Here is a 24,706-nt window from a genome sequence, read left to right on the forward strand (position 1 = left end):
CCCGCCCCCCACTCAAGGTCCAACGCCTAGCCGGCGGTCCAGGTTGAACGCGGCGCTTATCAAACCGATGTGAGTGAATGCCTGCGGGAAGTTGCCCAGCGCTTCGCCACGCGGACCCGTCTCCTCGGCGTACAAGCCGAGGTGGTTGGCGTAGGTCAGCATCTTCTCGAAGATGAAGCGGGCCTCCTCGGCGCGGCCCGCCCGGGCCAGTGCTTCCACCAGCCAGAACGTACACATATTGAACGTCCCCTCGCTCCCGGTCAGGCCGTCGCCAGCTCCTCTGCCGATCTCGTAGCGGTGCACCAAGCTGTCGGAAACCAGCTCCGCCATGATCCGATCCAGCGTCCCGCGCATGCGTGGGTCGGTCGGCGACAGGAAGAAGACGAGCGGCATGATCAGATTGGACGCATCCACCGCGTCAGTGGCGAAGTGCTGCACGAACGTCTGCCGCTCGGTGTTCCAGCCGTGCGTCATGATGGTCTCGTAGATGCGGTCCCGCTCCGTAGCCAGGCGGGCGCGATCCAGCGGCAGACTCCGCTTCTGCGCAAGGCGGATCGCTCGGTCCAACGCCACCCAGCACTGCACCTTGGAGTACACGAACTGCTGTTGTCCACCGCGCACCTCCCAGATGCCATCGTCGGCTCGGTCCCAGTTGCTCGCCACCCAGTCCAGCATCTTGCGCACGTGACGCCAGGAGTCATAGGCGATCGGCGTCCCGTACTTGTCGTACAGGTAGACCGCATCCATCAGCTCGCCATAGATGTCCAGCTGCAGCTGGTCGGCAGCGGCGTTGCCGACTCGCACGGGACGCGACCCGCGGTAACCATCGAGGTGGTCGAGGACCTCCTCTGGCAGCTCGCGGCCACCGTCGATGCGATACATAGTCTGCAACGGGTCGCCCCGGGCGCCCTCGACGGCCCGCTGCTCCAACCAGGCCATGAACTGCTCCGCCTCCGACGTCAGTCCCAGACGCAGGAAGGCGTAATTGGTGAAAGCGGCGTCGCGCACCCAAGTATAGCGATAGTCCCAGTTGCGTACCCCGCCGATCTCTTCCGGCAGCCCGCAGGTCGGCGCCGCCACGATCGCGCCAGTCGGCGCGAACGTCAGCAGCTTCAACACCAGCGCCGAGCGGTGGACCATCTCGCGCCAGCGACCTGAATAGTTGCACTTCCTCAGCCACTGCCGCCAAAAGGCCAGGGTCTGCGTCAGGGCCTCCGTGCCGACCAGCCGCGCCTCAAGCAAGACCCCATCATGAACGCTGTCTTGGCAAGTCTCCTCCACCTGGCGGAGGATGAACGTGGTCGTCTCGCCGGGGTTGAGGACGAACTCGGCAGCGACGCCGTCGCCTTGCCGACCAAGCGGGAAGCGGCTGACGAGCGAGACTTTCATGCCGCGTGCCTCGAAGATCGCTCCCCGGCCCTCCAGGACGACCTGGTGGGGCCGGCGGGCGAAGTCGAAGGCCGGCCGGCAGTCGAGGCGGAAGCGGACCGACCCGCGCACCGCCCGCACTACCCGGACGATCTGGTGGATCTTTCTACTCTCGCGCGCGCCTTGGATCGGCATGAAGTCCACGACCTCACCGACGCCCTGGTCGCTAAGAAAGCGCGTCACCAGGACGTTGCTGTCAGGCATGTACATCTGTTTGCACTGCGCCTCGTAGAGGCTGGCGATGCGGAATGAGCCCCCTTTCTGGTCGTCGAGAATTGCCGCGAAGACGCTCGGCGAGTCAAAGTGCGGCAGGCAACACCAGTCGATGGACCCGTCAATGCCAACCAAGGCAACGGTGTGCAGGTCGCCGATGACGCCGTAGGATTCGATCGGCTTGTAGCCCATGATCTCGTCTCCTCCGCTCGGCGCTGATCGAGCCCCAAGATGGGCGTATCGTCAATGCAACCTTTTGGCTCGCAACCTCGCTCATCTCGCCTGCGGCCGGGTCATTTACACCAAGCAACACGTCAACACCGCTGTCGCACACGTGGTCGGCGTGAAATTTCCCACCGCTACAGTGCTTGCCGTTGCTTGGTTGAAGAAGTCGGACTACGCTTTCGATCCCACTAGAGCGCGGCGTGCTGCGAGGCCCGCGAGAGATATCGCTTAACCACGAAGTGTTCCGAGTTCGTCGACGCTTTGCACCGAAAGCCTCGACTGAAGGGGCGAGACCATGAACGCCGTCCTTCCGATCATTTGCCTTGCAAGGCATGGCGAGACGGCGTGGAGCCTCTCGGGCCAGCATACTGGCCTCACAGATTTGCCTCTCACCGAGCGCGGCGAACTCAATGCGCAAAGTTTGCGCTCGCGGTTGCTGGGTTTCACTTTCGCAAAAGTGTTCACGAGCCCCTTGAAGCGAGCGGTCCAGACATCGGAGTTGGCCGGCTTCGGCGTCGAAGCGGAACTCGACCGCGATCTGCTGGAATGGAATTACGGCCAATACGAGGGGCGTCGCACAAAGGAGATCCATGAAGAGCGTCCGGGCTGGCAATTGTTTCGCGACGGCTGTCCAGGAGGAGAAACACCGAATCAAGTTGGCGCCCGGGCCGATCGCATTGTGGAGCGCGTTCGCAACGTCCCAGGTAACGTGTTATTGTTTTCGAGCGGACATTTTCTCCGAGTTCTGGCGGCACGCTGGTTAGGCCTCGATGCGGAGGCCGGACGACTCTTCACACTCGACACTGCAAGCCTGAGCATACTCGGGTACGAACACGATCAGTTAGAACCAGCGATCCGGCTGTGGAATGACACCGGGCACGTCGAAGGTCGGTTCGCACGAAGCTTCGCTCACTAAGCGCTAGTCGGAGTAACATAGTCTTGAAATGTCCGTGCGTGTTACGCGCGTACGATGAGCATATCGCAGAGAGTTGCGTAAGGGTAAGGCCGATGAACCAGGTCGTCTTTCTGGTCGATGTCGACAATACGCTCCTCGATAACGACCGCATCCAGGCCGACATCAAGGCCTACCTCGAGCGCCGGTACGGTGCCCCTTGTCGCGATCGGTACTGGGCAATTCTGGAGGAGCTGTTCCAAGAACTGGGGTATCGAGACTATCTCGGTGCACTCCAGCGGTACCGTGTCGAACACCCGCAGGACATGCATCTATTGTCCATGTCGTCATTCCTGGTCGATTACCCGTTCGCCAACCGTTTGTATCCGGGATCCCTGGATGTGCTCGAACGACTACGTCAGTGGGGCCCAACCGTCCTTCTCACCGATGGCGACGTCGTCTTTCAACCCCGCAAGGTTGAGCGCTCGGGACTTTCGGAGGCAGTCAACTCACACGTGCTGATCTACATCCACAAGGAACTCGCGCTCGATGATGTCGAGGCCCGCTATCCGGCGCTGCACTACGTTCTAGTTGATGACAAGCCGCGTATCCTTGCCGCGGTCAAGGAGGCCTGGGGCAACCGCGTCACCACCGTCCTTCCCCGACAAGGACAATATGCACACAACGTGAACGCCCTGGCCTCCTTCGCCACACCCGACGTGACTGTGGACCGGATCGGAGACCTACTCGACTACGATCTGGGTCGCCTGCTTGCGGCCGCCCCACTGTTCGAAGCTGCGGAGGTGAAAAGATGAAGGCAACGCAAAAGCTCCACGAACTCGGACAGAGCGTTTGGCTCGACAACATCACCCGCGAGCTGCTGACCAGCGGCAATTTGAGGCGCTACATCGCCGACTTCTCGCTGACGGGACTCACATCGAACCCGACAATCTTCGACCAAGCGATCAAGAACAGCTCTCACTATGATTCAGCGATCCGCAGCAAGCTCACCGAGGGAAAGTCGGGCGAGACGCTATTCTTCGAGCTCGCCATCGAAGATCTTGTCCAGGCAGCAGACCTGTTCCGCCCGATTTGGGAACGCACCAATGGTGTAGACGGGTGGGTCTCGCTCGAGGTCTCGCCCCTTCTCGCGCATGACACGGCCAGCACAATCGCGGCGGCCAAGGAACTGCATGCGCAAGCGAAACGCCTCAACCTCTTCATCAAGATACCCGGTACACGAGAAGGATTGCCCGCCATCGAAGAAACGATCTTTGCCGGCGTGCCCGTGAATGTGACGCTATTGTTCAGCCGGGAGCACTATCTCGCTGCCGCCGAGGCATATCTGCGCGGCATCGAGCGGCGCATCGCAGCCGGCCTGAATCCAGATGTTGGATCCGTCGCGTCGGTCTTCGTCAGCCGCTGGGATGCCGCCATAGCGAACGAGGTGCCTGCGCAATTGCGCAATCAGCTCGGTATCGCGGTCGCGAAACGAACCTACAAGTCGGCGTGCGAATTGCTCTCCTCGGCCCGTTTGCGGCGCATCTACAACGAGGGTGGGCGGCCACAGCGCCTGTTATGGGCGAGCACAGGAACCAAAGACCCGGCAGCGTCCGACGTCTTATATGTCAAAGCGCTGGCCGCGCCGCTCACGGTGAACACCATGCCGGAAGGCACGGTTAAGGCCCTCGCCGATCACGGCGAGATTGGAGAGATGTTGCCCTCCAGTGGCGGCGATTCCGAAGAGGTACTCTCGCAATTCGCGAAGGCCGGCGTCGACATCGAAGCGCTAGCAGCGACATTGCAGGATGAGGGCGCCAAATCGTTTGTCAAATCCTGGAATGAGCTGATGAGTGTCATCTCCGCCAAGACCGAGGTGCTCAAGAAGGCAAGCTAAATTCCAATCGAGACAAAGGTCTTCCATGAACATACTGGTCGTTGACGTGGGCGGCACCCACGTCAAGATCCTTGCCTCCGGCGAAAAAGTTAAACGAGCAATTGACTCCGGGCCGACCCTGACGGCCCGGCAGATGGTATCGAGCGTGAAAAAGCTGGCCGATGGCTGGGAGTATGACCTCGTCTCGATTGGCTATCCGGGCCCGGTCGTGCATGACCGGCCTATGGCGGAACCTCACAATCTGGGAAAGGGCTGGATGGGCTTCAACTTCGCTGCGGCATTCAAACTGCCAACGAAAGTCATCAACGATGCGGCGATGCAGGCGCTCGGCAGCTACCGGAGCGGAAAAATGCTGTTTCTCGGGCTCGGGACGGGACTCGGCTCGGCGATGATCGTCGATGGCATCGTGGAGCCGATGGAGCTAGCGCACCTCGCCTACAAGAAGCGGACCTACGAAGATTATGTCGGCGCCCGCGCGCTGGAGGAATTTGGCAGGAAAGCATGGCGGAAGCACGTCGAAGATGTCGTTGAATCTTTGGTTGCGGCTCTCCAACCCGAGGACGTCGTGTTGGGCGGCGGCAACGCGACGAAGTTGAAAACACTGCCACCATTATGCCGTCTTGGAGATAATGCCAACGCGTTCAAGGGCGGCTTCAGGATGTGGGAAGGTCCGCCGAAGGAAAAGATCACTCGCTCGCGCAAACAGACTGCGCAAGCCGCCATGGCGCGTCAAAAGGAGCGATAATGGCAACTACGACGAAAACGGTCACCGAGCTTCCTGCCTGGAAGGCCTTGTCCGCCCATTTTCAAACGATCGATCGCTTGCATCTGCGCGAGCTCTTTGCTCAAGACCCCAAACGCGGCGAGCGCCTGACGGTCGAAGCAGCCGGACTCTACCTCGACTACTCGAAGAACCGCATTACCGACGAAACGCTGGCTCTGCTATTGGAACTGGCCGAACAGTCTGGGCTCCGCGCTCGGATCGATGCAATGTTCAGAGGCGAGAAGATCAACGTTTCGGAAAAGCGGGCCGTCCTGCATGTCGCGCTCCGCGCGCCGAAGGGGCAATCGATCCCGCTCGATGGCGAGGACGTCGTGCCCGAGGTCCATTCGGTGCTCGACCGCATGGCCGATTTTTCCAATCGCGTACGCGGCGGTGCGTGGCGCGGCCACACCGGAAAGCCAATCCGCAACATCGTCAACATCGGCATCGGCGGCTCCGATCTGGGGCCGGTGATGGCCTACGAGGCGCTCAAGCATTACAGCGATCGCGCCATGACGTTCCGGTTCGTCTCCAACGTGGACGGCACCGATTTTGTGGAAGCGACCCGCGATCTCGATCCTGCGGAGACGCTGTTCATCATCTCTTCCAAGACCTTCACAACCCTCGAGACCATGACCAATGCCGGGAGCGCGCGCAGCTGGTCGCTCGCGGGGCTTGCTGGCGACGAGGAGGCGATCGCGAAGCATTTCGTCGCGGTGTCGACAAACGCGAAGGAAGTGACGAAGTTCGGCATCGACACCGCCAACATGTTCGGCTTCTGGGACTGGGTTGGCGGTCGATACTCCATGGATTCGGCGATCGGACTTTCGACGATGCTTGCCATCGGTCCCGATAACTTTCGCGCCATGCTCGGCGGCTTCCATGAAATTGACGAGCATTTCCGCACCGCGCCGTTCGAGCGAAACCTTCCAGTAATAATGGGGCTGCTTGCCATCTGGAGTAATAATTTCTTCGGCGCCCAGACCGTAGCGGTGCTACCTTACGAGCAGTACCTGAAACGGTTTCCGGCTTATCTCCAGCAGTTGACGATGGAGAGCAACGGCAAGCACGTCACGATCGAGGGTCATCCTCTCAGCTACGACACCGGCCCGATCTATTGGGGTGAACCCGGGACCAACGGTCAACATTCGTTCTACCAACTCATTCACCAGGGCACCCGTCTCATTCCCTGCGACTTCATTGCCTTTCACAAGACACTCAACCGACTTGGACAGCAGCACGACATGTTGCTCGCGAACGTCTTCGCGCAGGGCGAAGCGCTAGCGTTTGGCAAGACACCTCACGAAGTAAGCGCAGAGGGATCGGCCGATTGGCTCGTTCCGCATCGCGTATTCGAGGGAAACCGACCGTCCAATACGATACTGATGGAACAGCTGACACCCGCAGCGCTGGGCAAGCTCGTCGCACTGTACGAGCACAACGTCTTCACTCAGGGCGCGATCTGGCAAGTCGATTCATTCGACCAATGGGGCGTCGAACTCGGCAAGGTGCTGGCGCAACGCATCATCCCGGAACTCATCAACGAAGCCGAACCCAAATTCGTCCACGACAGCTCGACCAACGCCTTGATCCGCCGACATCGCAGGTTCAGGGACAAGTTGCACTAGACACTGATCTCGGCACGCCAGGTTGCCAGCGCACGGGGAGATAATAACGCCGCAGCATAAAAACAGGAGCCACTCATGCAACTCGGAATGATCGGCCTCGGCCGAATGGGCGCCAATATGGTGCGAAGACTTGTCCGGCATGGTCACCAATGTGTCGTCTTCGACATGTCGCCGAACGCCGTTGCGGAACTGGTGAAAGACAACGCCACAGGAAGCTCCTCGCTCTCGGATTTCGTGAAGAAGCTCGAAAAGCCGCGCGCGATCTGGTTGATGGTTCCTGCGGCCGTCGTGGATAAATCGATCCGCGATCTGCTTCTGCTGATTGAAGCCGGCGACACTCTGATCGATGGCGGCAACTCCTACTACATCGATGACATCAGACGTTCCAAGGAACTGGCGCAGAAGGGCATCAATTATGTCGATGTCGGGACCAGCGGCGGTGTGTGGGGTCTTGAACGCGGCTACTGCATGATGATCGGTGGCCCTGACGAGGCGGTGCAGCGGCTGGATCCGGTCTTCAAGACCCTCGCTCCGGGTGTCGGCGAAATCCCGCGCACGCCGGGACGAGAGCAAGCCGCCGTCGGCACCTCCGAGCATGGCTACCTCCACTGCGGGCAAAACGGAGCCGGTCATTTCGTCAAGATGGTCCATAACGGTATCGAGTACGGGCTGATGGCGGCGTATGCCGAGGGACTTGGCATCCTGCGCGCCGCGAACATTGGCAAGCAGACGCACGCGGCGGATGCCGAAACAACGCCGCTTCGCGTTCCCGAGCACTACCAGTACGACCTGAATCTGTCCGAAATCGCAGAAGTGTGGCGGCGCGGCAGCGTGGTCGCATCGTGGCTTCTCGACTTGACGGCAACGGCATTGCTGGAAGATCCGGCGCTTTCCAAATTCGCTGGGCGCGTGTCCGACTCCGGCGAAGGACGCTGGACCATCGCAGCAGCGATCGACGAGGCAGTGCCCGCCCCGGTTCTGACGACGGCGCTTTACGAACGCTTCAGTTCTCGCGGCGAGGCCGATTTCCAGAACAGGCTGCTTTCGGCGATGCGCTACGAGTTCGGTGGACACCTGGAAAAGGCAGCCAGTGAGAGACCCAGATGGCCTTGAGCGAACCTAGATCCGACGCATTGGTGTTTTTCGGCGCAACCGGCGATCTCGCCTACAAGAAGATTTTTCCGTCCCTGCAGGCCATGCTGAGGCGGGGCCATCTCGATGTGCCCGTCGTCGGCGTCGCAAAGGCCGGCTGGACACTTGATCAGCTCAAGGCTCGAGTGCGAGATAGCCTCGAAAAGCACGGCGGCCTCGATGCCGCTGCGTTTGACAAGCTAGCCGGTCTTTTACGTTACGTAGACGGCGACTATGCCGACCCCACTACCTTCGACGCCCTTCGCAAGCAGCTCGGTTCGGCGCAGCGGCCGGCACATTATTTGGCGATCCCACCCGCATTGTTTGCAACCGTAGTGGAGCATCTCGACGCTGCCGATTGCACAAACGGTGCGCGTGTCATTGTTGAGAAGCCATTCGGGCATGATCTCGCCTCCGCACGCAATCTCAACAGGATCCTGCTCGCCAGGTTCGACGAAGATCACATCTTCCGCATCGACCACTATCTCGGAAAACGACCTGTTCACAACATGGTCTTCTTTCGTTTCGCAAACGCCTTCCTGGAGTCGTTCTGGGACCGCAAGTTCGTGAGCAGCGTGCAGATCACGATGGCGGAGAATTTCGGTGTACGGGGTCGCGGCGCCTTCTATGACCAAACCGGCACAATTCGCGACGTTATCCAAAATCATCTGTTTCAGGTGTTGGCGAATCTCGCCATGGAGCCGCCGGCCCGATCGGATAGCGAATCGCTGCGTGACGAGAAAGCCAAGGTTCTAAGATCGATTCCGCCGATCGCTGAAAACGAATTGGTGCGCGGACAGTTTCGCGGCTACCGGCAGGAGCCGGGCGTTGCTCCGGAGTCGCAGGTGGAGACGTTCGCCGCGCTCCGGCTGGAGATCGACTCCTGGCGCTGGCAGGGAGTGCCATTTTACATCCGAGCCGGAAAATTGCTTCCCGTCACTTGCACGGAGGTGATCGTGCGCCTCCGTGAGGCGCCGCGGATCTTCCCGCATAGCGCCGCGATACCCAATTATTTGCGGTTCCGCGTCAATCCCGACATGGCCATTGCTCTCGGCACGATGGTGATGGACGATGATGATCGCGAGGTCGGAAATCCGGTCGAATTGCTGGCCAGCCGTCGCCCTGGCCCAGAGGAGATGGATGCATATGAACGCGTGCTCGGCGACGCGATGAACGGCGATCGGACACTGTTTGCACGACAGGACTACGTCGAAGAAGCCTGGCGGATTGTCGACCCGGTCTTGAAGATGACGACACCGGTCTACGAATACCATGCCGGAAGCTGGGGGCCTCACGAAGTGGACAAGAATGTCACGCCGCCGGGCGGTTGGCACAACCCGACGGTCGTGTAACGCAGGGAACGAGGAATTTAGATCGAAGTGCTCCTCGATCCCGGCTCTGTTGGCTGATGGCGGCAACCTATTTACTAACGATGCACGCACACCGGTTGGCACGCGAGAGGCCATGTACTCGACACCCGCGGGAGGGAATCAGCCATGACGGAAGCCGAACTCGACCAACTCGCGATCAACACCATCCGCACACTGTCGATTGACGCAGTTCAGGCCGCGAACTCCGGCCATCCGGGCACGCCGATGGCGCTTGCGCCACTTGTCTATACGCTCTGGAATCGAGTCATGCAGTTCGATCCGCAAGATCCGATCTGGCCCGGTCGCGACCGCTTCGTGCTGTCGAACGGCCACGCGTCGATGCTGCTGTGGTCCGTGCTTTACCTTACCCGCACGCAGGCCGTGAATGCCGAGTACGAGACGTTGGGAAGGCCTGCTGTTACCCTCGACGATATCCGCCGCTTTCGCCAGCTTGGGAGTCACGCGCCAGGACATCCCGAATACCATCTGGTATCCGGCGTCGAGACCACCACCGGCCCGCTCGGACAAGGTATCGCGACCAGCGTCGGTATGGCGATCGCGCAGCGCTGGCTCGCGGTGCGGTATAACAAGCCGGACTTTGCCATCTTCGACTACGATATTTACAGCGTATGCGGCGACGGCTGCTTGATGGAAGGCATCGGCTCCGAGGCGGCATCCCTGGCCGGCCACCTCGGCCTCGATAACCTTTGCTGGATCTACGACAACAATCATATCACGATAGAAGGCAGCACCCGGCTAGCCTTCACGGAAGATGTAGCCGTCCGTTTCACCGGCTACGGCTGGAACATCCTGTACGTTAGTGATGCCAACGATATCGCGGGCATCGAACGGGCCTTGACGACGTTTCGGGATACGAAAGGCCGGCCGACGCTGGTGATACTCAGTAGTCACATCGGATATGGCTCGCCACACCGCCACGATACTGCTGCGGCACATGGCGAGCCGCTCGGTGTTGAAGAAGTCGAGCTCACCAAGCGCGCCTACGGTTGGCCGGAAAACTCGGATTTCCTCGTGCCAGACGGCGTTCGCGAACATTTTGCCGCCGGCGTTGGCGTGCGAGGCGCTGAGGCTCGTCGTAGATGGGAGGACCTATTCGCTGGTTACCGTGCGAAGTATGCGGCGCTGGCAACCGAGATCGACCAGATGCAACAACGCATACTTCCGGAAGGTTGGGACCGCAACCTGCCGATATTCCAAGCGGATTCGAAGGGCGTCGCGGGTCGTGAAGCTTCGGGAAAGGTCCTGAACGTTCTGGCGCAGAACGTTCCCTGGTTAATCGGCGGTTCGGCCGATCTGGGTCCATCGACCAAGACGCTTTTGACCTATGAAGGCGCAGGAGATGTTCAGGCCGCCACACCGGGTGGCAAAAATTTGCATTTCGGCATCCGCGAGCATGCGATGGCAGCAATCCTGAACGGTCTCGCACTGTCGAAACTGCGGCCGTTCGGCGCGACATTCCTGATCTTCAGCGATTACGCTCGGCCCGCGATGCGGCTCGCTGCGCTGATGGAATTACCGGTGGTGTTTGTTTTTACCCATGATGCTATGGGCGATGGCGAAGATGGCCCAACGCACCAGCCGATCGAGCAGCTCGCCTCAATGCGAGCAATGCCAGGTCTGACGCTGTTCCGGCCGGGTGATGCCAACGAAGTGGTCGAGGCCTATCGCTACGTCATGCAGCTTCGTCATCGGCCAGCCCTGTTGGCGCTGTCTCGCCAACCGTTACCGGTCCTCGATCGCAGCAAGTATGCATCGGCATCCGGGGTGGCGCGAGGCGCCTACGTGCTTGCCGACCCCCCTCAGGGCAAGCCGGACATCATCTTGATTGCCACCGGCAGCGAGTTGAGTCTCGCGGCCGACGCTCATGAGAGACTTAGCTTGGATGGCATCCGCTCGCGCGTGGTCTCGATGCCGTCCTGGGATGTCTTCGAACGCGAGACCCAGGAATACCGCGATGACGTCTTGCCACCTGAGATCACAGCCCGCGTTGCGATCGAGCAGGCGTCCACATTCGGCTGGGAGCGGTACGTCGGGAGAACTGGCCAAATCATTGGCATGCACACATTTGGCGCTTCCGCTCCGCTGAAGGCGTTGCAGCAGGAGTTCGGATTCACCGTCGATCATATCGTCGCGACGGCTAAGGCGCTGTTGCAACCCTCGAAAGCCGCATAGCATGGACGATGTCGGGCAACGTCGCCCCCGTTCGGCTGAGCATGCAAGGCTTGCCGACTCCTCGCCCGATACTCCCGGCGACTGGAAAGCGATCGGGCCCTACGTTAGTGAGCGCGCTTGGGGCACCGTGCGCGAAGACTACAGTGCCGATGGCAAAGTCTGGCAATACTTCCCATACGAACACGCGCGCTCGCGCGCCTATCGGTGGAACGAGGACGGTCTTGCCGGGCTTTGCGATCAATCGCAGCGCCTGTGTTTTGCCCTCTCCTTTTGGAATGGACGTGACCCCTTCCTGAAGGAACGCATCTTCGGTCTCGGTGGTCCAGAAGGAAATCACGGCGAGGACGCCAAGGAGTACTGGTGGTATGTCGACGCAACACCGACCAGCTCGTGGCTTCGTTGGCGTTACCACTACCCCCATACGGAGTTTCCCCACGCGTTGCTTCGGCAGGAGAACGCAAGGCGCAACAGGGACGAGCCCGAATTTGAACTCCTGGATACCGGTGTTTTCGAAGGGGATCGTTACTGGCAGATCACGGCGGATTACGCCAAAGCATCACCCGATGACGTATGCGTGCGCATCAGCGTTCGAAACGCCGGACCCGAAGCGGCTGAGCTTCAGGTGCTTCCGACACTGTGGTTCCGCAACCGCTGGTCCTGGGAGGCTGGCATCGCGCGGCCGATTATCCAGGCGACGACTGAGACCGGCAACGTCGGCGCGATCGCTGAAGAAGAACTGCTGGGCCGCTGGCGCTTCACTGCCGGGGCGGACCCGGCCGGAAGGCCGCCGCCGTTGCTGTTCTGTGAAAACGAAACCAATGCCCGATACCTGTATGGCGCCACCACCGAGCAGACGCCCTATCCGAAGGACGGCATCAACGACCATGTCGTTCATGGTGCGGCGACCGTAAATCCTGCGAGGCGGGGTACAAAAATGGCCTGCTGGTATCGCCTCAAAGTCGCTGCCGGCGAAACGGTCGAGCTCAGGCTTCGCCTGGCACGTGATGGACGCGACCAGGCTGCGAACCTCGGAGCAGACTTCGAGCGAATCCATGCCGAGCGTAGGCGCGAAGCAGACGAGTACTATGCAGCGCTGACCCCTGACGGTGCGAGCGACGATGAGGCCGCAGTGATGCGACAGGCGTTCGCTGGCATGCTGTGGAGCCAGCAGTTCTATCACTACGACGTCGCGCGGTGGCTCGACGGCGATACCGTACGTCCGCCCGAGGCTCGCGCGTCTGGTCGCAACGCGGACTGGCGCCATCTCAACAACCACGACATCATCGCCATGCCCGACAAATGGGAGTACCCATGGTATGCCTCCTGGGACCTCGCCTTCCATTGCGTGGTGCTGGCGCACATCGACCCCTCAGCAGCGAAGCATCAAATGCTGCTGCTTGCGCGCGAATGGTACATGCACCCGAACGGCCAGTTGCCGGCATATGAATGGAATTTCGGAGACGTGAATCCGCCAGTTCAGGCGTGGGCCACGCTTGCGGTGTTCCGGATCGATGGCGGCACCGACTTCGACTTTCTTGCTCGCGCGTTTCAAAAACTCCTGATCAACTTCACCTGGTGGGTAAATCGAGAAGACACGTATGGCGACAACGTGTTCGAGGGCGGCTTTCTCGGGCTCGACAACATCGGCCCGTTCGACCGCTCGCAAATGCACCCTGACGGCGATGTACTGGAACAGTCGGATGGCACCGCCTGGATGGCTAAGTACTGTCTCAACATGCTGGAGATGGCACTCCTGCTTGCCAACCATCAGCCTAGCTACGAGGACGTCGCGGTAAAGTTCTTCGAGCATTTCGCCCTAATCGCAGCCGCTATGAACAAGCTGTGGGACGACCAAGACGGCTTTTTCTACGATCGGCTTCGCAAGCGCGACGGCTCGACTTTCATGGTGCGCGCGCGTTCTATGGTGGGACTGTTGCCAATCTTTGCGGCCGTAGAGCTCGATGCGGCGCTGTGGGACCGACTGCCGATGTTCCGCAAGCGCGCGCGCTGGTACATCGAGAACAAGCCTGGCCTTGCAGAATTCCTGCACACGCCTGCGACCAATGAACGCCCTCGGCTGATCTCGCTGGTGGGCAAGTCGCGCATGAAGCGGATTCTCGCGTGTATGCTCGACGAATCAGAATTTTTGTCGTCTTACGGGCTGCGATCCTTGTCGCGTTACCACCGCGAACATCCACTTATCGTCAACACGGATGGACATGTTGCCCGTCTTGACTATGAGCCTGGCGAATCTCGAACAGGGCTGTTCGGCGGCAATTCAAACTGGCGCGGACCGATTTGGCTTCCGCTCAATTTTCTCGCGATCGAGTCGCTACGACATCTTCATACCAACCTTGGCGAAGACTTTACGGTTGAATTGCCTACAGGATCGCGTAGGCAGGCAAGTCTCGAGCAAGTGGCCGAAGAACTCGAACGCCGATTGCTCAGATTATTCCTCCGAGACTCAGACGGCCGGCGACCAGCACTGGGATCGGATTCACGCTTCCAGCGCGATGGGGCATGGCGCGATTCTTTGCTCTTCTACGAATACTTTCACGGCGATACCGGCGAAGGACTTGGCGCCTCGCATCAGACCGGATGGACGGCTCTGGCCGGCGCACTGGTGGCAAATCGGCGGTTCCGAAGTGCTCAGAAGTAATGAACGCCCGTGCGGCGTCCGATCATAAGAAAAAGTCGCACGAGACCCATTTTGTTCTCGGCAATTCTTCCTGTAACTTATTGAAGAACAACGCTTTCGAAATGGTGGGCGCACCAGGGCTCGAACCTGGGACCCGCTGATTAAGAGTCAGCCACGGGTCAAGAACAATCAATGACTTACGGGTCGCACCACTGGGCATATCCGGGCGAAAACAGGCATCCGTCGCACGATTTGAGCAGCCTGACGCCGCGCCAGCAACGACAAAGATGAATCGCCGCCCGATTCTGGCAAGAGCTCCCGAAACCGCCGGGGCCACACTTGGCGTAGGGCCTACCTCTATTGCATGGGACGCTTTCGCTGCGCGCCACAAACGCTTTTCTGAGAGGGACCGTGACCTCCCACGTTCCCTGAAGGCCCGGTTCACACACGAAAGTTTCGCCGCTTCTGAAGCAGTAATCTGCCACACCCTGCCGGTAACGAAGCGCTTCTCGCCACCAGCTTTCTCCAAACGGTCTCAATTCGACGTTGAACGACCATGCGCTCTGATCCTGGTGGGCGACGTGCCAGATCTCGTCCGCGATGGCGCGCGGTTTAATGAAGAAATCGTCCGGCCGATCTGGCCAGCGTTTCCGTGTCCACTCGAGGTCGATCACAGCATCGACCACGACGTAAGCGACGTGAACGGCCTGTGGCCCGAGATCGCGCGCCATCGCTTCGGCCAGGATGCGCTGCGCCGCCTTGGTCGGCGCGAAGCCGGCGAAACCGGCTTTGCCGCGCAGGGCCGAGGTGTTGCCGGTGGCAACGATCGCACCCTTTCCGGCTGTCACCATCGCGGGGACGAACCGCCGCGCCAGATACAATAGTCCCATGGTGTTGACCTGGAAATTGCGATTCAGGATCGATGGATCGATCTCGCGAAATGTGCCGAACGCACCACCGACGGCGTTGTGGATGACCACGGCGGGATTGCCGAGATCGCGCTCCACGGCCGACCCTACCGCGTCGATCTCCTCGGGATCGGAAACATCGCGGCGGAATCCTTCCGCGCCCGGCAGTTCCTTCTCAAGGGCAGCGAGACGCTCCTCGTTCCTGGCGAGCAGAGCGAGGCGAGATTAGTCCTCCACGTTCGGCCGGCAGGTAGTTGCCAGCCGTCGCCAACAGCTTTTCGATGAGGTTGTCGAATACTACCGCCCTTGCTGAGGTGCATGACCGGTCCCTCAGGCGCTCTGGAGCATAGGTGAAACCGCGGCTCATGACGAACCGTCACGCCCCCCTTTAAGCGGAATGGATCAATGGTGAAACGACAGAGCGCGAAAGTTAAGTATCTGGTGATGCGGTCCGTAGCGACGACCGCGGCGAAGAGGCTTAGCATATTATCGACGGTCGCCGTGTGGTGTTGACCGGTCTTGCTTCCGACGAGCCCGTCGCGGCGCGGCACGTCTTCCGAAATTATCAGGTCGACAAGGACTAGGACCAGAAGCGGGCCACGCCATCGCGCCCGCGCAAGGGCGGATCTGGCAAACCGCCGGGCCAACGACGCGCTCGCACCGCCGATAGCGCATCAATCGCGCGCAGGCTCGCGCTTTCACAATTCGATGAACATCCATACAGCTTGCATGAGGGTAAGCTACTTGCGGGTCACATCAGCAACTTGTCCAGCGTGATCGGGAGGCGGCGGATGCGCTTGCCGGTCGCCTGATAGACGGCGTTCGCGATCGCGGCGGGCACGCCGACGATGCCAATTTCACCAAGCCCTTTGACGCCCAGGGTGTTGATGCGATCGTCGTGCTCTTCAACGAAGATCACATCAATGTCCTGAATGTCAGCATTTACGGGGATGTGGTACTCGGCGATATTGTGGTTCATGATCCGGCCGAAGCGGTGATCCATCACCGTTTCCTCGTGCAAGGCCATCCCGATGCCCCAGACCACACCGCCCATGATCTGACTGCGGGCGGTCTTGGTGTTCAGGATCCGTCCGGCCGCGACGGCGCTCACGACCCGCGTGACGCGGATGACGCCGAACCGCTCGTCCACCTTCACCTCGGCAAAGACGGCCGAATGCGTGTTGCGTGCGTGCGACTTGTCCTCCGCGAATTGGTTGAGCTTCTGCTTCTCGATCCGCTCAAGCTTGCCGTAGCGCATCGCATCCGCGATCGAGACCGCGCAGCTCTTGTCGCCGTCCTTGGCGATCGTGCCACCGACAAGGATAACATTGGCCGCATCAGCCAGCGGTGAGGCGGGTATCGCCTTGGCAAGACGCGCGAGTTCCTGGCGAATGTCCTCGGCCGCTCCCAACACCGCATGCGCACTCGATGCGGCCATCCACGAGCCACCCTCGACGGGGGCCTGCGGCAGGGTCGAGTCGGCGAGCCTGACGTTGATATTCTCGATCGGCAGCCCGAGCGCATCGGCTGCCACCTGTGCCACGATGGTGTAGGTGCCGGTGCCGATGTCGGACGCCGCGCAGGAGACTTCGGCATGGCCATTCGCGGTCAGCACGATGCGAGCTGCGACCGGCATCTGCAGCGCCTCCCACACGCCTGTCGCCATGCCCCAGCCGACCAGCTCCTTGCCGTCGCGCATCGAGCGCGGCGCGGGATTGCGCCTGCTCCAGCCGAAGGCTTGCGCACCGCGGGCGTAGCATTCGCGCAGCTGCTTGCTGGTGTAGGGGAGGTCTTCACTCTGGTCGCGGTCCGAGTAGCACTTCAGCCGCAGCTCGACGGGGTCGAGCTTGATCGCGACGGCCAATTCGTCCATGGCGCATTCAAGCGCGCAGACGCCCGAAGCTGCGCCCGGCGCGCGCATGTCGCAGGGGGTGGAGACATCGAGGCGAGCGAGCTTGTGGGAATAGCGGCTGTTCGGGCTCTTGTAGAGCTGTTCCGCCCAGCCGACGTCGTTGCGCGCGAAATCCTCATAGCGTGAGGTGACGGCGGTGGCCTCGTGCGTGACCGCCTCGAGCGTGCCGTCGGACCTGGCGCCGAGCCCGACGTGCTCGATCGTCGCCGGCCGGTAGCCGAGCCCGTACATCTGCTGCCGCGTCAGCACCACGCGAACGGACCGCTTCAGCGCCAGCGCGGCAAGCGTTGCCAGCACCGCCTGGTATTGCGGCCGCAGGCCGGAGCCGAAGGCGCCGCCGACATAGGGCGAGAGCACGCGGATATCTTCAGGATTCTTGCCGAACACGCTGCAGAGAAACTTGTGAACGTTCTGGACGCCTTGCGTCTTGTCGTAGATCGTGAGCCTGCCGCCGCCGTCCCAAACCGCCGTGGTTGCATAGAGCTCCATCGGGTTGTGATGCTCGGTCGGAACGAAGTAGTCCGCCTCGTGCTGTACGGGTGCTCCGGCAAGCGCTGCGACGGCATCCCCGCGGGGCTTGCTCGGTCGCTTGACCTCGGCGGCTTTGCCGCGCTCGGCTTCGAGGTCGGTCGCAAACGCCTGCTCCTGATAATCGACACGCACCAACGTCGCGGCGAATTTGGCGATTTCCCAGTCGTCCGCCACGACCAGCGCGATCGGCTGGCCGTTGAACTTGATGCTGTTGTCGTAGAGCGGACGGAATGGCGAGCCTTCGTCCGGCGCCACTTCATCCTTCCAGGCCTCGTCCTTGTCGGCGAGCGGCGGCCGATGCGCATGCGTGAGCACGTCGAGCACGCCCTTCACCTTCAGCGCCTCGCTGGTGTCGAGACGCGCAATGCGCCCGCGCGGAATGGTGGCCGTGACGACGAAGCCATGGGCGAGTCCATCGGCCGAAAATTCGCCGGCATATTTGGCGGCTCCGGTGACCTTGGCGCGGCCATCGACGCGGGACGTTGGCGTTCCGACATAGGCGTTCATCGGCCCCTCATGCGATCTTCTTGTGAGCCTGGGACTGCGGTGTGGCGCTTGCGGCCTGGGTCAGCGTTCGCACGATGGCTCGGCGGGCGAGCTCGATCTTGAAGCCGTTATGCGAGCAGGTCCTGGCGCCCTGCAGCAGGAGATCCGCAGCGCGGGAAAAATGATCCTCGGTTGCGGCCTGGCCGCGCAAGGCCGTTTCGGCTTCAAGGCTGCGCCAGGGCTTGTGAGCAACGCCGCCGAGCGCCACGCGCGCTTCTCTGATCGCGTTGCCGTCCAATTCGAGCGCGGCAGCGACCGACACCAGGGCGAACGCATAAGACAGGCGGTCGCGGACTTTCAGATAGCTGTAGTTATGGGCAAAGCCGCGCGGCGGAAGTTCGATTCCCGTGATGATCTCGCCGGTCCCTATATTGGTGTCAACATGCGGCGTGTCGTCGGGCAGCCGATGGAAATCGGTCAGCGCCATCGTTCGCTCGCCGGATGGACCTGCGATGTGCACGAGTGCGTCAAGCGCCGCCAGCGCCACGCTCATGTCAGACGGATTGGTCGCGATGCAGGAGGCGCTGGTGCCGAGGATCGCATGGTTGCGGTTGAGGCCGTCGATCGCCGAGCAGCCGCTGCCGGGACTTCTCTTATTGCAGGGCGTGGCCGTGTCATAAAAATAGGCGCAACGCGTTCGTTGCATCAGGTTGCCGCCGACGGAGGCCATGTTGCGCAATTGCGCCGAGGCGCCGGCCAGGATGGCGCTGGCAAGCAGCGGATAGCGCTGTTCGACCAGCGGATGGTAGGCGAGGTCCGAGTTCGGCACCAGGGCGCCGATGCGCAAGCCTCCATCGGCCGTCTCCGCGACCTTGCGGAGCGGCAGACGGGAGATGTCGATCAGCCGCGAAGGCTGCTCGACATTTTCCTTCATCAGGTCGATCAGGTTGGTGCCGCCAGCAATGAGCTTGGCGCCTGGATGGTCGGTGAGCAAGAGGATCGCATCGGCGATGTCGGTGGCGCGGGAATACTGGAAGTTGATCATGGCCGGCCCATTGCCTGCTGGATGGCAGCGACGATGTTCGGATAGGCGCCGCAGCGGCAGAGATTTCCGCTCATCAGCTCGCGGATCTCGTCGGCATCTCCCGCGTGGCCTTCGGCCAGCAAGCCGGCGGCCGAGCAAATCTGTCCCGGCGTGCAATAGCCGCACTGGAAGGCGTCGTGGTCGATGAAGGCTTGTTGCAGGGGATGCAGCGCGCCATCGCTGGCAAGACCTTCGACGGTCGTGATCTTCGCGCCGTCGGACATGACGGCGAGCATCAGGCAGGAATTGACGCGCCGGCCGTCCACAAGCACGGTGCAGGCTCCGCACTGGCCGTGATCGCAGCCCTTCTTGGTGCCGGTCAGCGCGAGATGGTCACGCAACGCGTCCAGGAGCGAAGTCCAGGGCACGAGGTCGAGCGTGCGCCTGTTGCCGTTGACGATGAGACTGACCGGAACGCGGTCGGGAATCTGATGCGTGACGTCGGCCGTGTCTTGGGACATGTCTTGCTCCCTGCGACGGAGGCCGAGCCGAGAAATCAAGCCGGTCTCGACGCGAAGGCGCGTCGTCTCCGCTGGCCAATAGCGCCCAACAGACGGCCGGTTACTTGGTTCCTAAGCGAATTTTCCTTGCCGCGACAAAGCCATCGGCGCAGCACGCAGCACGGTAGCGTGCGCCATGGAGTTGAGTCGGGATTTTCCCGAACCGCAAAGACGCGACTTCAGCTACGTAGCCGGACGCGCGACTGTTTGATGGTGGACGATACGACCCGATCGTAGGTTTCGAGTGCCGCTTCCGTCGCCAACTTGACCATTTCCCGGTAGGCGGCCTCATTCACTTGCGTGAAACTGTCGCGGATTGCTCCGGCCAACTCTTCTTCGGTGACCGACGATCGATTTGGCTCTGCTTGTCTCGTAAGGTGGCTATACAGATTGAGACGGTACACCTCGGTCGAAAGTTGCCAGGCCCAATCTTCGAGATTTAGTTGTTCAGTCATCACCGCTATGCGGAACCGGAGGGATGAGAAGATACGACACCCGCGGGCAAGCAGCGGATAGCGGATGCAGATCATTTAGAAACCAAACCATGGCTGGCCCTTACACTGCTCTGGTTGCGCCCTCGCCGCTTGGTGGCTCCATTGAATTCCAAGGCGAGCCAGGCTTACGGCGCGGGCCAGCGTTGCCAGACCGAACACCGCGAGGTTGAACTGGAACATCAATCTGCGCGGCCGCACCGATCCGCGGCCCCGATCGCCCCGATCAGTATACTCACGAATGTCGCGGATATGAACGTCGCATTCTGAGCAAGATCGGAGAAGCCGAGCGCAATCAATTGGCCAAGGACGGCTCCTACGAAGTGAATATCGAACTTGTCGCTAAACAGTCCGTCGGTGGCCGGGCCGAACCGGACGACGGTCGAAACTGGTGACCGGAAGTCCATCAAGTCGTACCGCCGCAATGTGTCAAGGTTCTTGCAATTCGCTTGTTTGAGATTCACTGCGAGCAGTTTGCTGCGATGCGATTGCAGCTGCCGCATGCCCTAATGCATGATTTGCTTCAGAAACGCACGAGTGCGCTCGTGCTTGGGATCCGAGAAGAACTGGTGAGGCAGGCCCTCTTCTACAATCATGCCTGCGTCCATGAACACCACCCTGTCCGCAACGCTTCGCGCAAAGCCCATCTCGTGGGTTACACATACCATCGTCATCCCTTCGCGCGCGAGTGAGACCATCACGTCGAGAACCTCCTGGACCATCTCTGGATCCAGAGCCGACGTCGGCTCGTCGAACAGCATGACTTTCGGCTTCATGCAGAGCGCCCGCGCAATCGCAACGCGTTGCTGCTGTCCGCCCGAGAGCTGGCTTGGATACTTGTCCGCATGCTCGGCGATCCGTACCCGCTCCAGATACTGACGTGCTGTCGCCTCGGCTTCCGGCTTTGGCATCTTGCGGATCTTGAGTGGCGCGATCATCAAATTCTGCAGCACGGTGAGATGCGGAAATAGGTTGAATTGCTGGAATACCATTCCGACATCGCGGCGCACCACATCCACATTTTTCGTCGTGTGATCGAGTTCAACGCCGTTGACGATGATTTTGCCATCGCGTTGCTCTTCGAGGCGATTGATGCAGCGAATCATGGTCGATTTTCCGGACCCAGACGGACCGCAGACCACCACGCGCTCGCCGCGTGCGACGCGGAAATTGATACCCTTCAGCACTTGGGTGCTCTCGTACCACTTGCTCACCCCAGTCATCTCGATGATTGGCGAGGCTGCGGCGGCGACTGTCAAATCCGGCTTGCTTATCATCGAGGTCTCCAGAACTCACGCGGCCATCCAGCCGCCATCGACGAGAATGTTCTCACCAGTGATGAAAGTTGCATCGTCCGAGGCCAGAAACAGCGCGGCCGCAGCAACGTCGTCGGGTACGCCCAGGCGCGGCATCGGCGTGCGGCTGCGTGAGTAGTCTATCCAGCGCGCTTCTGCGGCGCGCCCCGGCTTGCCCGTTACGATCTTGCCGGGCGCCACCGCATTGCAAATGACATGATCCCGCGCATAGTCGGCGGCGATTTGCCGTGTGATGTAGACGACACCGGCCTTCGAAGTGCCATAGGCGATATCCTCCGGGCAGGCGATCATGCCGTGCTGGGACGAGATATTGACAATACGGCCGCGCACGCCGTTGCGCGCCTCCTGCCTCAGCATTGCTGCAACGGCCACCTTGCTCATCAAAAACACGCCGGTGAGATTGACGGCAAAGGCGCGGTTCCACTCGTCAAGGCTGGTCTCGAGCAAGGGCTTGCCTATCCCGATGGCCGCATTGTTAACGAGACCATCGAGCCGCCCGAACGTCTGCACCGCCAGCGCAATCGCCTCCTGAGTTTCCCTTTCCGACGACACGTCAGTGCGGATGAACTCTGCCTCGTGCCCGGCTGCCCGCAGCCGATCGATGGTTGGAACACCGCCTTCACGCACGTCGGTTGTGACATCGGCCAGAACCAGCCGCGCTCCTTCGGCAGCAAAGCGGAACGCGATCGTGCGCCCAATACCGGACGATGCCCCTGTGATCACGATCGATTTGCCAAGTAGTCGCCCGGTCATGACGCTCCCCCGGAAGCCCTACCGTTAAGTCCTATCCAAGATAAATAGTCAGCGGCCGCTTCGCCAACCGGGAAGGCCGGGCTGAAGCCGGTGTCGCGGGTAAGTCGCGCGATACTCAATGGCGCGCGATCGGCAGGCAGGTTGTAGACAATGCCAGCGGTCTCACCCGATGCGGCAAATCGCCAACGGAACTCCGGAAAGTGAGCCGCCAACGTTCGACACCAGTTCGGCAGGTCTGACACGCATCCGCCACCGACGTGATAGATCGCATGGTCGAGGGCCACACCCATCCCGACTGCAGCGATACCGGCGGCGGCATCACGCGAGTAGATCCAGTCGGCGCGCATCGCACGCGGTAGCACCGCCTCGTGACCAGACCGTAGTGCCTGCAGAACCTGGTAGTGCGGGCTAAGCGCATCTCGCACCGGAGTTGGCAATTCCCAAGGACCATAGACCGGGCCGAGTCGGACGATTCGTGTGTCGCAGCCCTGGAGATGCGCGATCCTGATCGCCGCCTGTTCCGCCGCAAGCTTGCTGATACCGTAGAGTGCGGAGGGCGCCGGATGGCTGACCGCCTCCTCAAAACAGCCGGACACGGTCGGAGCAGAAAAACCGTAGACGGCAACAGAACTCACCACAACGATACGCCGGATTCCGCCATGCCCGATCGCGCGCTCCATCAGGTTGACGGTACCGCCGACATTGACATCGACAATCCGGCGAGCATCGGTGCGTTCACGCTGCTCATTCGGCGTCACGGCGGCCGCGTGAATCACGCAGTCGATGGACGCGGTCGCGAGCGCAGCGTCGAGATCGGCCTCGTCAGTAACATCGCCGCTGACATAGACCGCGCCCGCAAGCTCGGGGCGCGCCATCAGCTCAGTCGGAGCCGCCGGTAAGTCGAACAGTACGACGCGCTGGCCTGCGGCAAGCAAATGCTCTGCCAGCGCAAGTCCGATGAATCCGGCACCACCCGTGATCAGCGTGGCCATGACTACCGTGCCGCCAGGGCCCGCCGCTCCAAACGCGCGACCCAACGCGCAATCGGATACAGCAAGACGAAGAAGATCACCGCAGCCGCCATCAGCGGCGTCGGATTATAGGTCTGCTCCTGAGCGACACGCGCCGAGCGCAGCAGCTCGGGTAAAGCGACCAACGCACCGATCGAGGTGGTCTTGACCAGCTCCAGTGAATTGCTCGCCAGCGGCGCCAGCACATTGCGTACGGCCTGCGGCAGGACAATGTAGAGCACGACATGCAAAGGCTTGAAGCCCAGCGCGCGCGCCGCCTCGTACTGGCCGCGAGGCACGGACTCGATGCCCGCACGAAAAATCTCGCCATAGTAGCCGGAGTTGTTGAGCACGATCGCAAGAACGGCGGCAGCAAAACCGCCCAGGGTCAACCCGAGGAACGGCAGGCCGTAGAACGCCAGAATTAGCAGCACGACCACCGGAAACGCCCGGAAGACATCAATATAGACCAGCAGGGCAACGTTCAGCCAGCGATGATGGAAACTATAGGCCACGGCGATGGAGAGGCCCAGCAGGAGGCCGAGCGGCAGAGCCACCAACGCCAGGGTGACGGTGTAAAGTACACCCTGCAGCAGCAGCGGATAGACCCGCATCAGCGCGTCGATGTCGGCAAAATTGTCCAGCAGCGCCTGCATGGTCTTCCCTCATCGTCCCTGCGCTGATCGCCACTCGATCCAGCGGCTGGCGACCACGAGCGGCAGAAAAAACAGCACATAGAAGGCCGCGGCGAGCGTCAGTGGCGAGGGGTTTGCGACCATCGCAGTTACGCTCTGCGCCTGCCCCAGCGTCTCCGGCAACGACACGGCGGTGCCCAGCGCAGTGCCCTTGCTGATCGAGATCGCCCGGTTGGTCAGAAGCGGCACCGACAGCCGGAAGGCCTGAGGCAGGATGATCTGCAGCAACGTACGCACCCGCCCAAACCCGAGCGCGCTCGCGGCATCCCACTGTCCGCGGGGCACCGCCATGATGGCCGACCAGAATATCTCACTACTGAACGCCGACAGCACCATCGCCAGCGACAGCACCGTGGTCACGAACGGCGAGAGGGTGAGCCCCACATAAGGCAGGCCGAAATAGATAAACACAATGATGACGAGTTGCGGCAGCGTCCGCAGTACGTCTACGTAAACAACGATCAACGCATTCAACGGCCGCAGGTTAGCACAACGCAGCAACGCCAGCAGCAGCCCCATCGCGATGCCGAACAGAATAATCAGCATCGCGACGGCAACCGTCACACGAAAGCCCGCCAGTACGTCCGGAAACGCGAGCGCGATGACCTTCGGATTGAAATAGTACTCGAGAATACGGTCCAT

Annotated in this window: 21 protein-coding genes; 9 read left to right on the forward strand and 12 right to left on the reverse strand. The window is 61.1% G+C overall.

Translation table 11 applies throughout. From position 1 onward, the window contains the following. Positions 1-12: 12 nt before the first annotated feature. Entirely contained in the window at positions 13-1,833 is a 1,821-nt protein-coding gene (locus tag WN72_RS34980; RefSeq protein WP_027564496.1) for a glycoside hydrolase family 15 protein, read from the reverse strand. Positions 1,834-2,161: 328 nt separating this feature from the next. Here WN72_RS34980 and WN72_RS34985 point away from each other — a divergent pair, with 328 nt between their 5' ends. From WN72_RS34985 to WN72_RS35025, 9 genes are all read left to right on the forward strand, one after another. Next, complete coding sequence (locus WN72_RS34985; RefSeq protein ID WP_027564497.1) at positions 2,162-2,782, forward strand: histidine phosphatase family protein; 621 nt, start codon at positions 2,162-2,164, stop codon at positions 2,780-2,782. 92 nt (positions 2,783-2,874) lie between these two features. Beyond that, the gene (locus WN72_RS34990) at positions 2,875-3,573 is read left to right on the forward strand and encodes an HAD family hydrolase (protein WP_092218372.1); all 699 of its coding nucleotides are present in this window, start codon (positions 2,875-2,877) and stop codon (positions 3,571-3,573) included. Continuing rightward, on the forward strand, positions 3,570-4,655 hold the full coding sequence (gene tal, locus WN72_RS34995; protein ID WP_092218373.1) for a transaldolase: 1,086 nt from the start codon (positions 3,570-3,572) through the stop codon (positions 4,653-4,655). Before WN72_RS34990 ends, tal begins: the two co-directional genes overlap by 4 nt. 25 nt (positions 4,656-4,680) lie before the next feature. Further along, a complete protein-coding gene (locus WN72_RS35000) occupies positions 4,681-5,400 on the forward strand; it encodes an ROK family protein (RefSeq protein ID WP_051377669.1) in 720 nt (239 codons plus the stop codon). Beyond that, the gene (gene pgi / locus WN72_RS35005; RefSeq protein WP_092218374.1) at positions 5,400-7,046 is read left to right on the forward strand and encodes a glucose-6-phosphate isomerase; all 1,647 of its coding nucleotides are present in this window, start codon (positions 5,400-5,402) and stop codon (positions 7,044-7,046) included. The genes WN72_RS35000 and pgi overlap by 1 nt, the downstream gene beginning before the upstream one ends. A gap of 75 nt (positions 7,047-7,121) precedes the next feature. Then, the gene (gene gnd, locus WN72_RS35010) at positions 7,122-8,159 is read left to right on the forward strand and encodes a phosphogluconate dehydrogenase (NAD(+)-dependent, decarboxylating) (RefSeq protein WP_092218375.1); all 1,038 of its coding nucleotides are present in this window, start codon (positions 7,122-7,124) and stop codon (positions 8,157-8,159) included. Further along, on the forward strand, positions 8,156-9,529 hold the full coding sequence (gene zwf, locus WN72_RS35015) for a glucose-6-phosphate dehydrogenase (RefSeq protein WP_092218398.1): 1,374 nt from the start codon (positions 8,156-8,158) through the stop codon (positions 9,527-9,529). The genes gnd and zwf overlap by 4 nt, the downstream gene beginning before the upstream one ends. Before the next feature lie 144 nt (positions 9,530-9,673). Beyond that, positions 9,674-11,740: a transketolase gene (gene tkt / locus WN72_RS35020; protein WP_092218376.1), complete on the forward strand. Its 2,067-nt coding sequence runs from the start codon at positions 9,674-9,676 to the stop codon at positions 11,738-11,740. Position 11,741: 1 nt separating this feature from the next. Beyond that, positions 11,742-14,399: an MGH1-like glycoside hydrolase domain-containing protein gene (locus WN72_RS35025; RefSeq protein ID WP_092218377.1), complete on the forward strand. Its 2,658-nt coding sequence runs from the start codon at positions 11,742-11,744 to the stop codon at positions 14,397-14,399. Between the two features lie 176 nt (positions 14,400-14,575). Here the strand turns inward: WN72_RS35025 and WN72_RS47160 are convergent, their stop codons facing one another. The 11 genes from WN72_RS47160 to WN72_RS35080 form a co-directional block, all read right to left on the reverse strand. After that, the gene (locus WN72_RS47160) at positions 14,576-15,499 is read right to left on the reverse strand and encodes an SDR family NAD(P)-dependent oxidoreductase (RefSeq protein ID WP_283807158.1); all 924 of its coding nucleotides are present in this window, start codon (positions 15,497-15,499) and stop codon (positions 14,576-14,578) included. Positions 15,500-16,037: 538 nt separating this feature from the next. Continuing rightward, complete coding sequence (locus tag WN72_RS35035; protein ID WP_092218378.1) at positions 16,038-18,236, reverse strand: xanthine dehydrogenase family protein molybdopterin-binding subunit; 2,199 nt, start codon at positions 18,234-18,236, stop codon at positions 16,038-16,040. A gap of 7 nt (positions 18,237-18,243) precedes the next feature. Continuing rightward, positions 18,244-19,260 carry an FAD binding domain-containing protein gene (locus WN72_RS35040; protein ID WP_092218379.1) on the reverse strand — a complete coding sequence of 339 codons (1,017 nt, stop codon included), beginning with the start codon at positions 19,258-19,260 and terminating at the stop codon, positions 18,244-18,246. Further along, positions 19,257-19,760, reverse strand: coding sequence for a (2Fe-2S)-binding protein (locus WN72_RS35045; RefSeq protein ID WP_027563702.1), 504 nt, complete (start codon positions 19,758-19,760; stop codon positions 19,257-19,259). Before WN72_RS35045 ends, WN72_RS35040 begins: the two co-directional genes overlap by 4 nt. 218 nt (positions 19,761-19,978) lie before the next feature. Continuing rightward, positions 19,979-20,254: a hypothetical protein gene (locus WN72_RS35050; protein WP_244553906.1), complete on the reverse strand. Its 276-nt coding sequence runs from the start codon at positions 20,252-20,254 to the stop codon at positions 19,979-19,981. Between the two features lie 218 nt (positions 20,255-20,472). Further along, complete coding sequence (locus tag WN72_RS35055; protein WP_092218380.1) at positions 20,473-20,793, reverse strand: hypothetical protein; 321 nt, start codon at positions 20,791-20,793, stop codon at positions 20,473-20,475. Positions 20,794-20,796: 3 nt separating this feature from the next. Beyond that, on the reverse strand, positions 20,797-21,567 hold the full coding sequence (locus WN72_RS35060; protein ID WP_092218381.1) for an amino acid ABC transporter ATP-binding protein: 771 nt from the start codon (positions 21,565-21,567) through the stop codon (positions 20,797-20,799). Between the two features lie 15 nt (positions 21,568-21,582). Then, positions 21,583-22,359, reverse strand: a complete 777-nt coding sequence (locus tag WN72_RS35065; protein ID WP_092218382.1) for an SDR family NAD(P)-dependent oxidoreductase — start codon at positions 22,357-22,359, stop codon at positions 21,583-21,585. Then, positions 22,356-23,351 carry an NAD-dependent epimerase/dehydratase family protein gene (locus tag WN72_RS35070; protein ID WP_092218383.1) on the reverse strand — a complete coding sequence of 332 codons (996 nt, stop codon included), beginning with the start codon at positions 23,349-23,351 and terminating at the stop codon, positions 22,356-22,358. Before WN72_RS35070 ends, WN72_RS35065 begins: the two co-directional genes overlap by 4 nt. A gap of 2 nt (positions 23,352-23,353) precedes the next feature. Then, positions 23,354-24,025 (reverse strand): amino acid ABC transporter permease, encoded by a 672-nt coding sequence (locus tag WN72_RS35075; RefSeq protein ID WP_027563697.1) that lies wholly within the window; start codon positions 24,023-24,025, stop codon positions 23,354-23,356. Between the two features lie 9 nt (positions 24,026-24,034). Continuing rightward, positions 24,035-24,706, reverse strand: coding sequence for an amino acid ABC transporter permease (locus WN72_RS35080; protein WP_027563696.1), 672 nt, complete (start codon positions 24,704-24,706; stop codon positions 24,035-24,037).

It is taken from the genome of Bradyrhizobium arachidis (assembly GCF_015291705.1).
Lineage (GTDB): Bacteria > Pseudomonadota > Alphaproteobacteria > Rhizobiales > Xanthobacteraceae > Bradyrhizobium > Bradyrhizobium arachidis.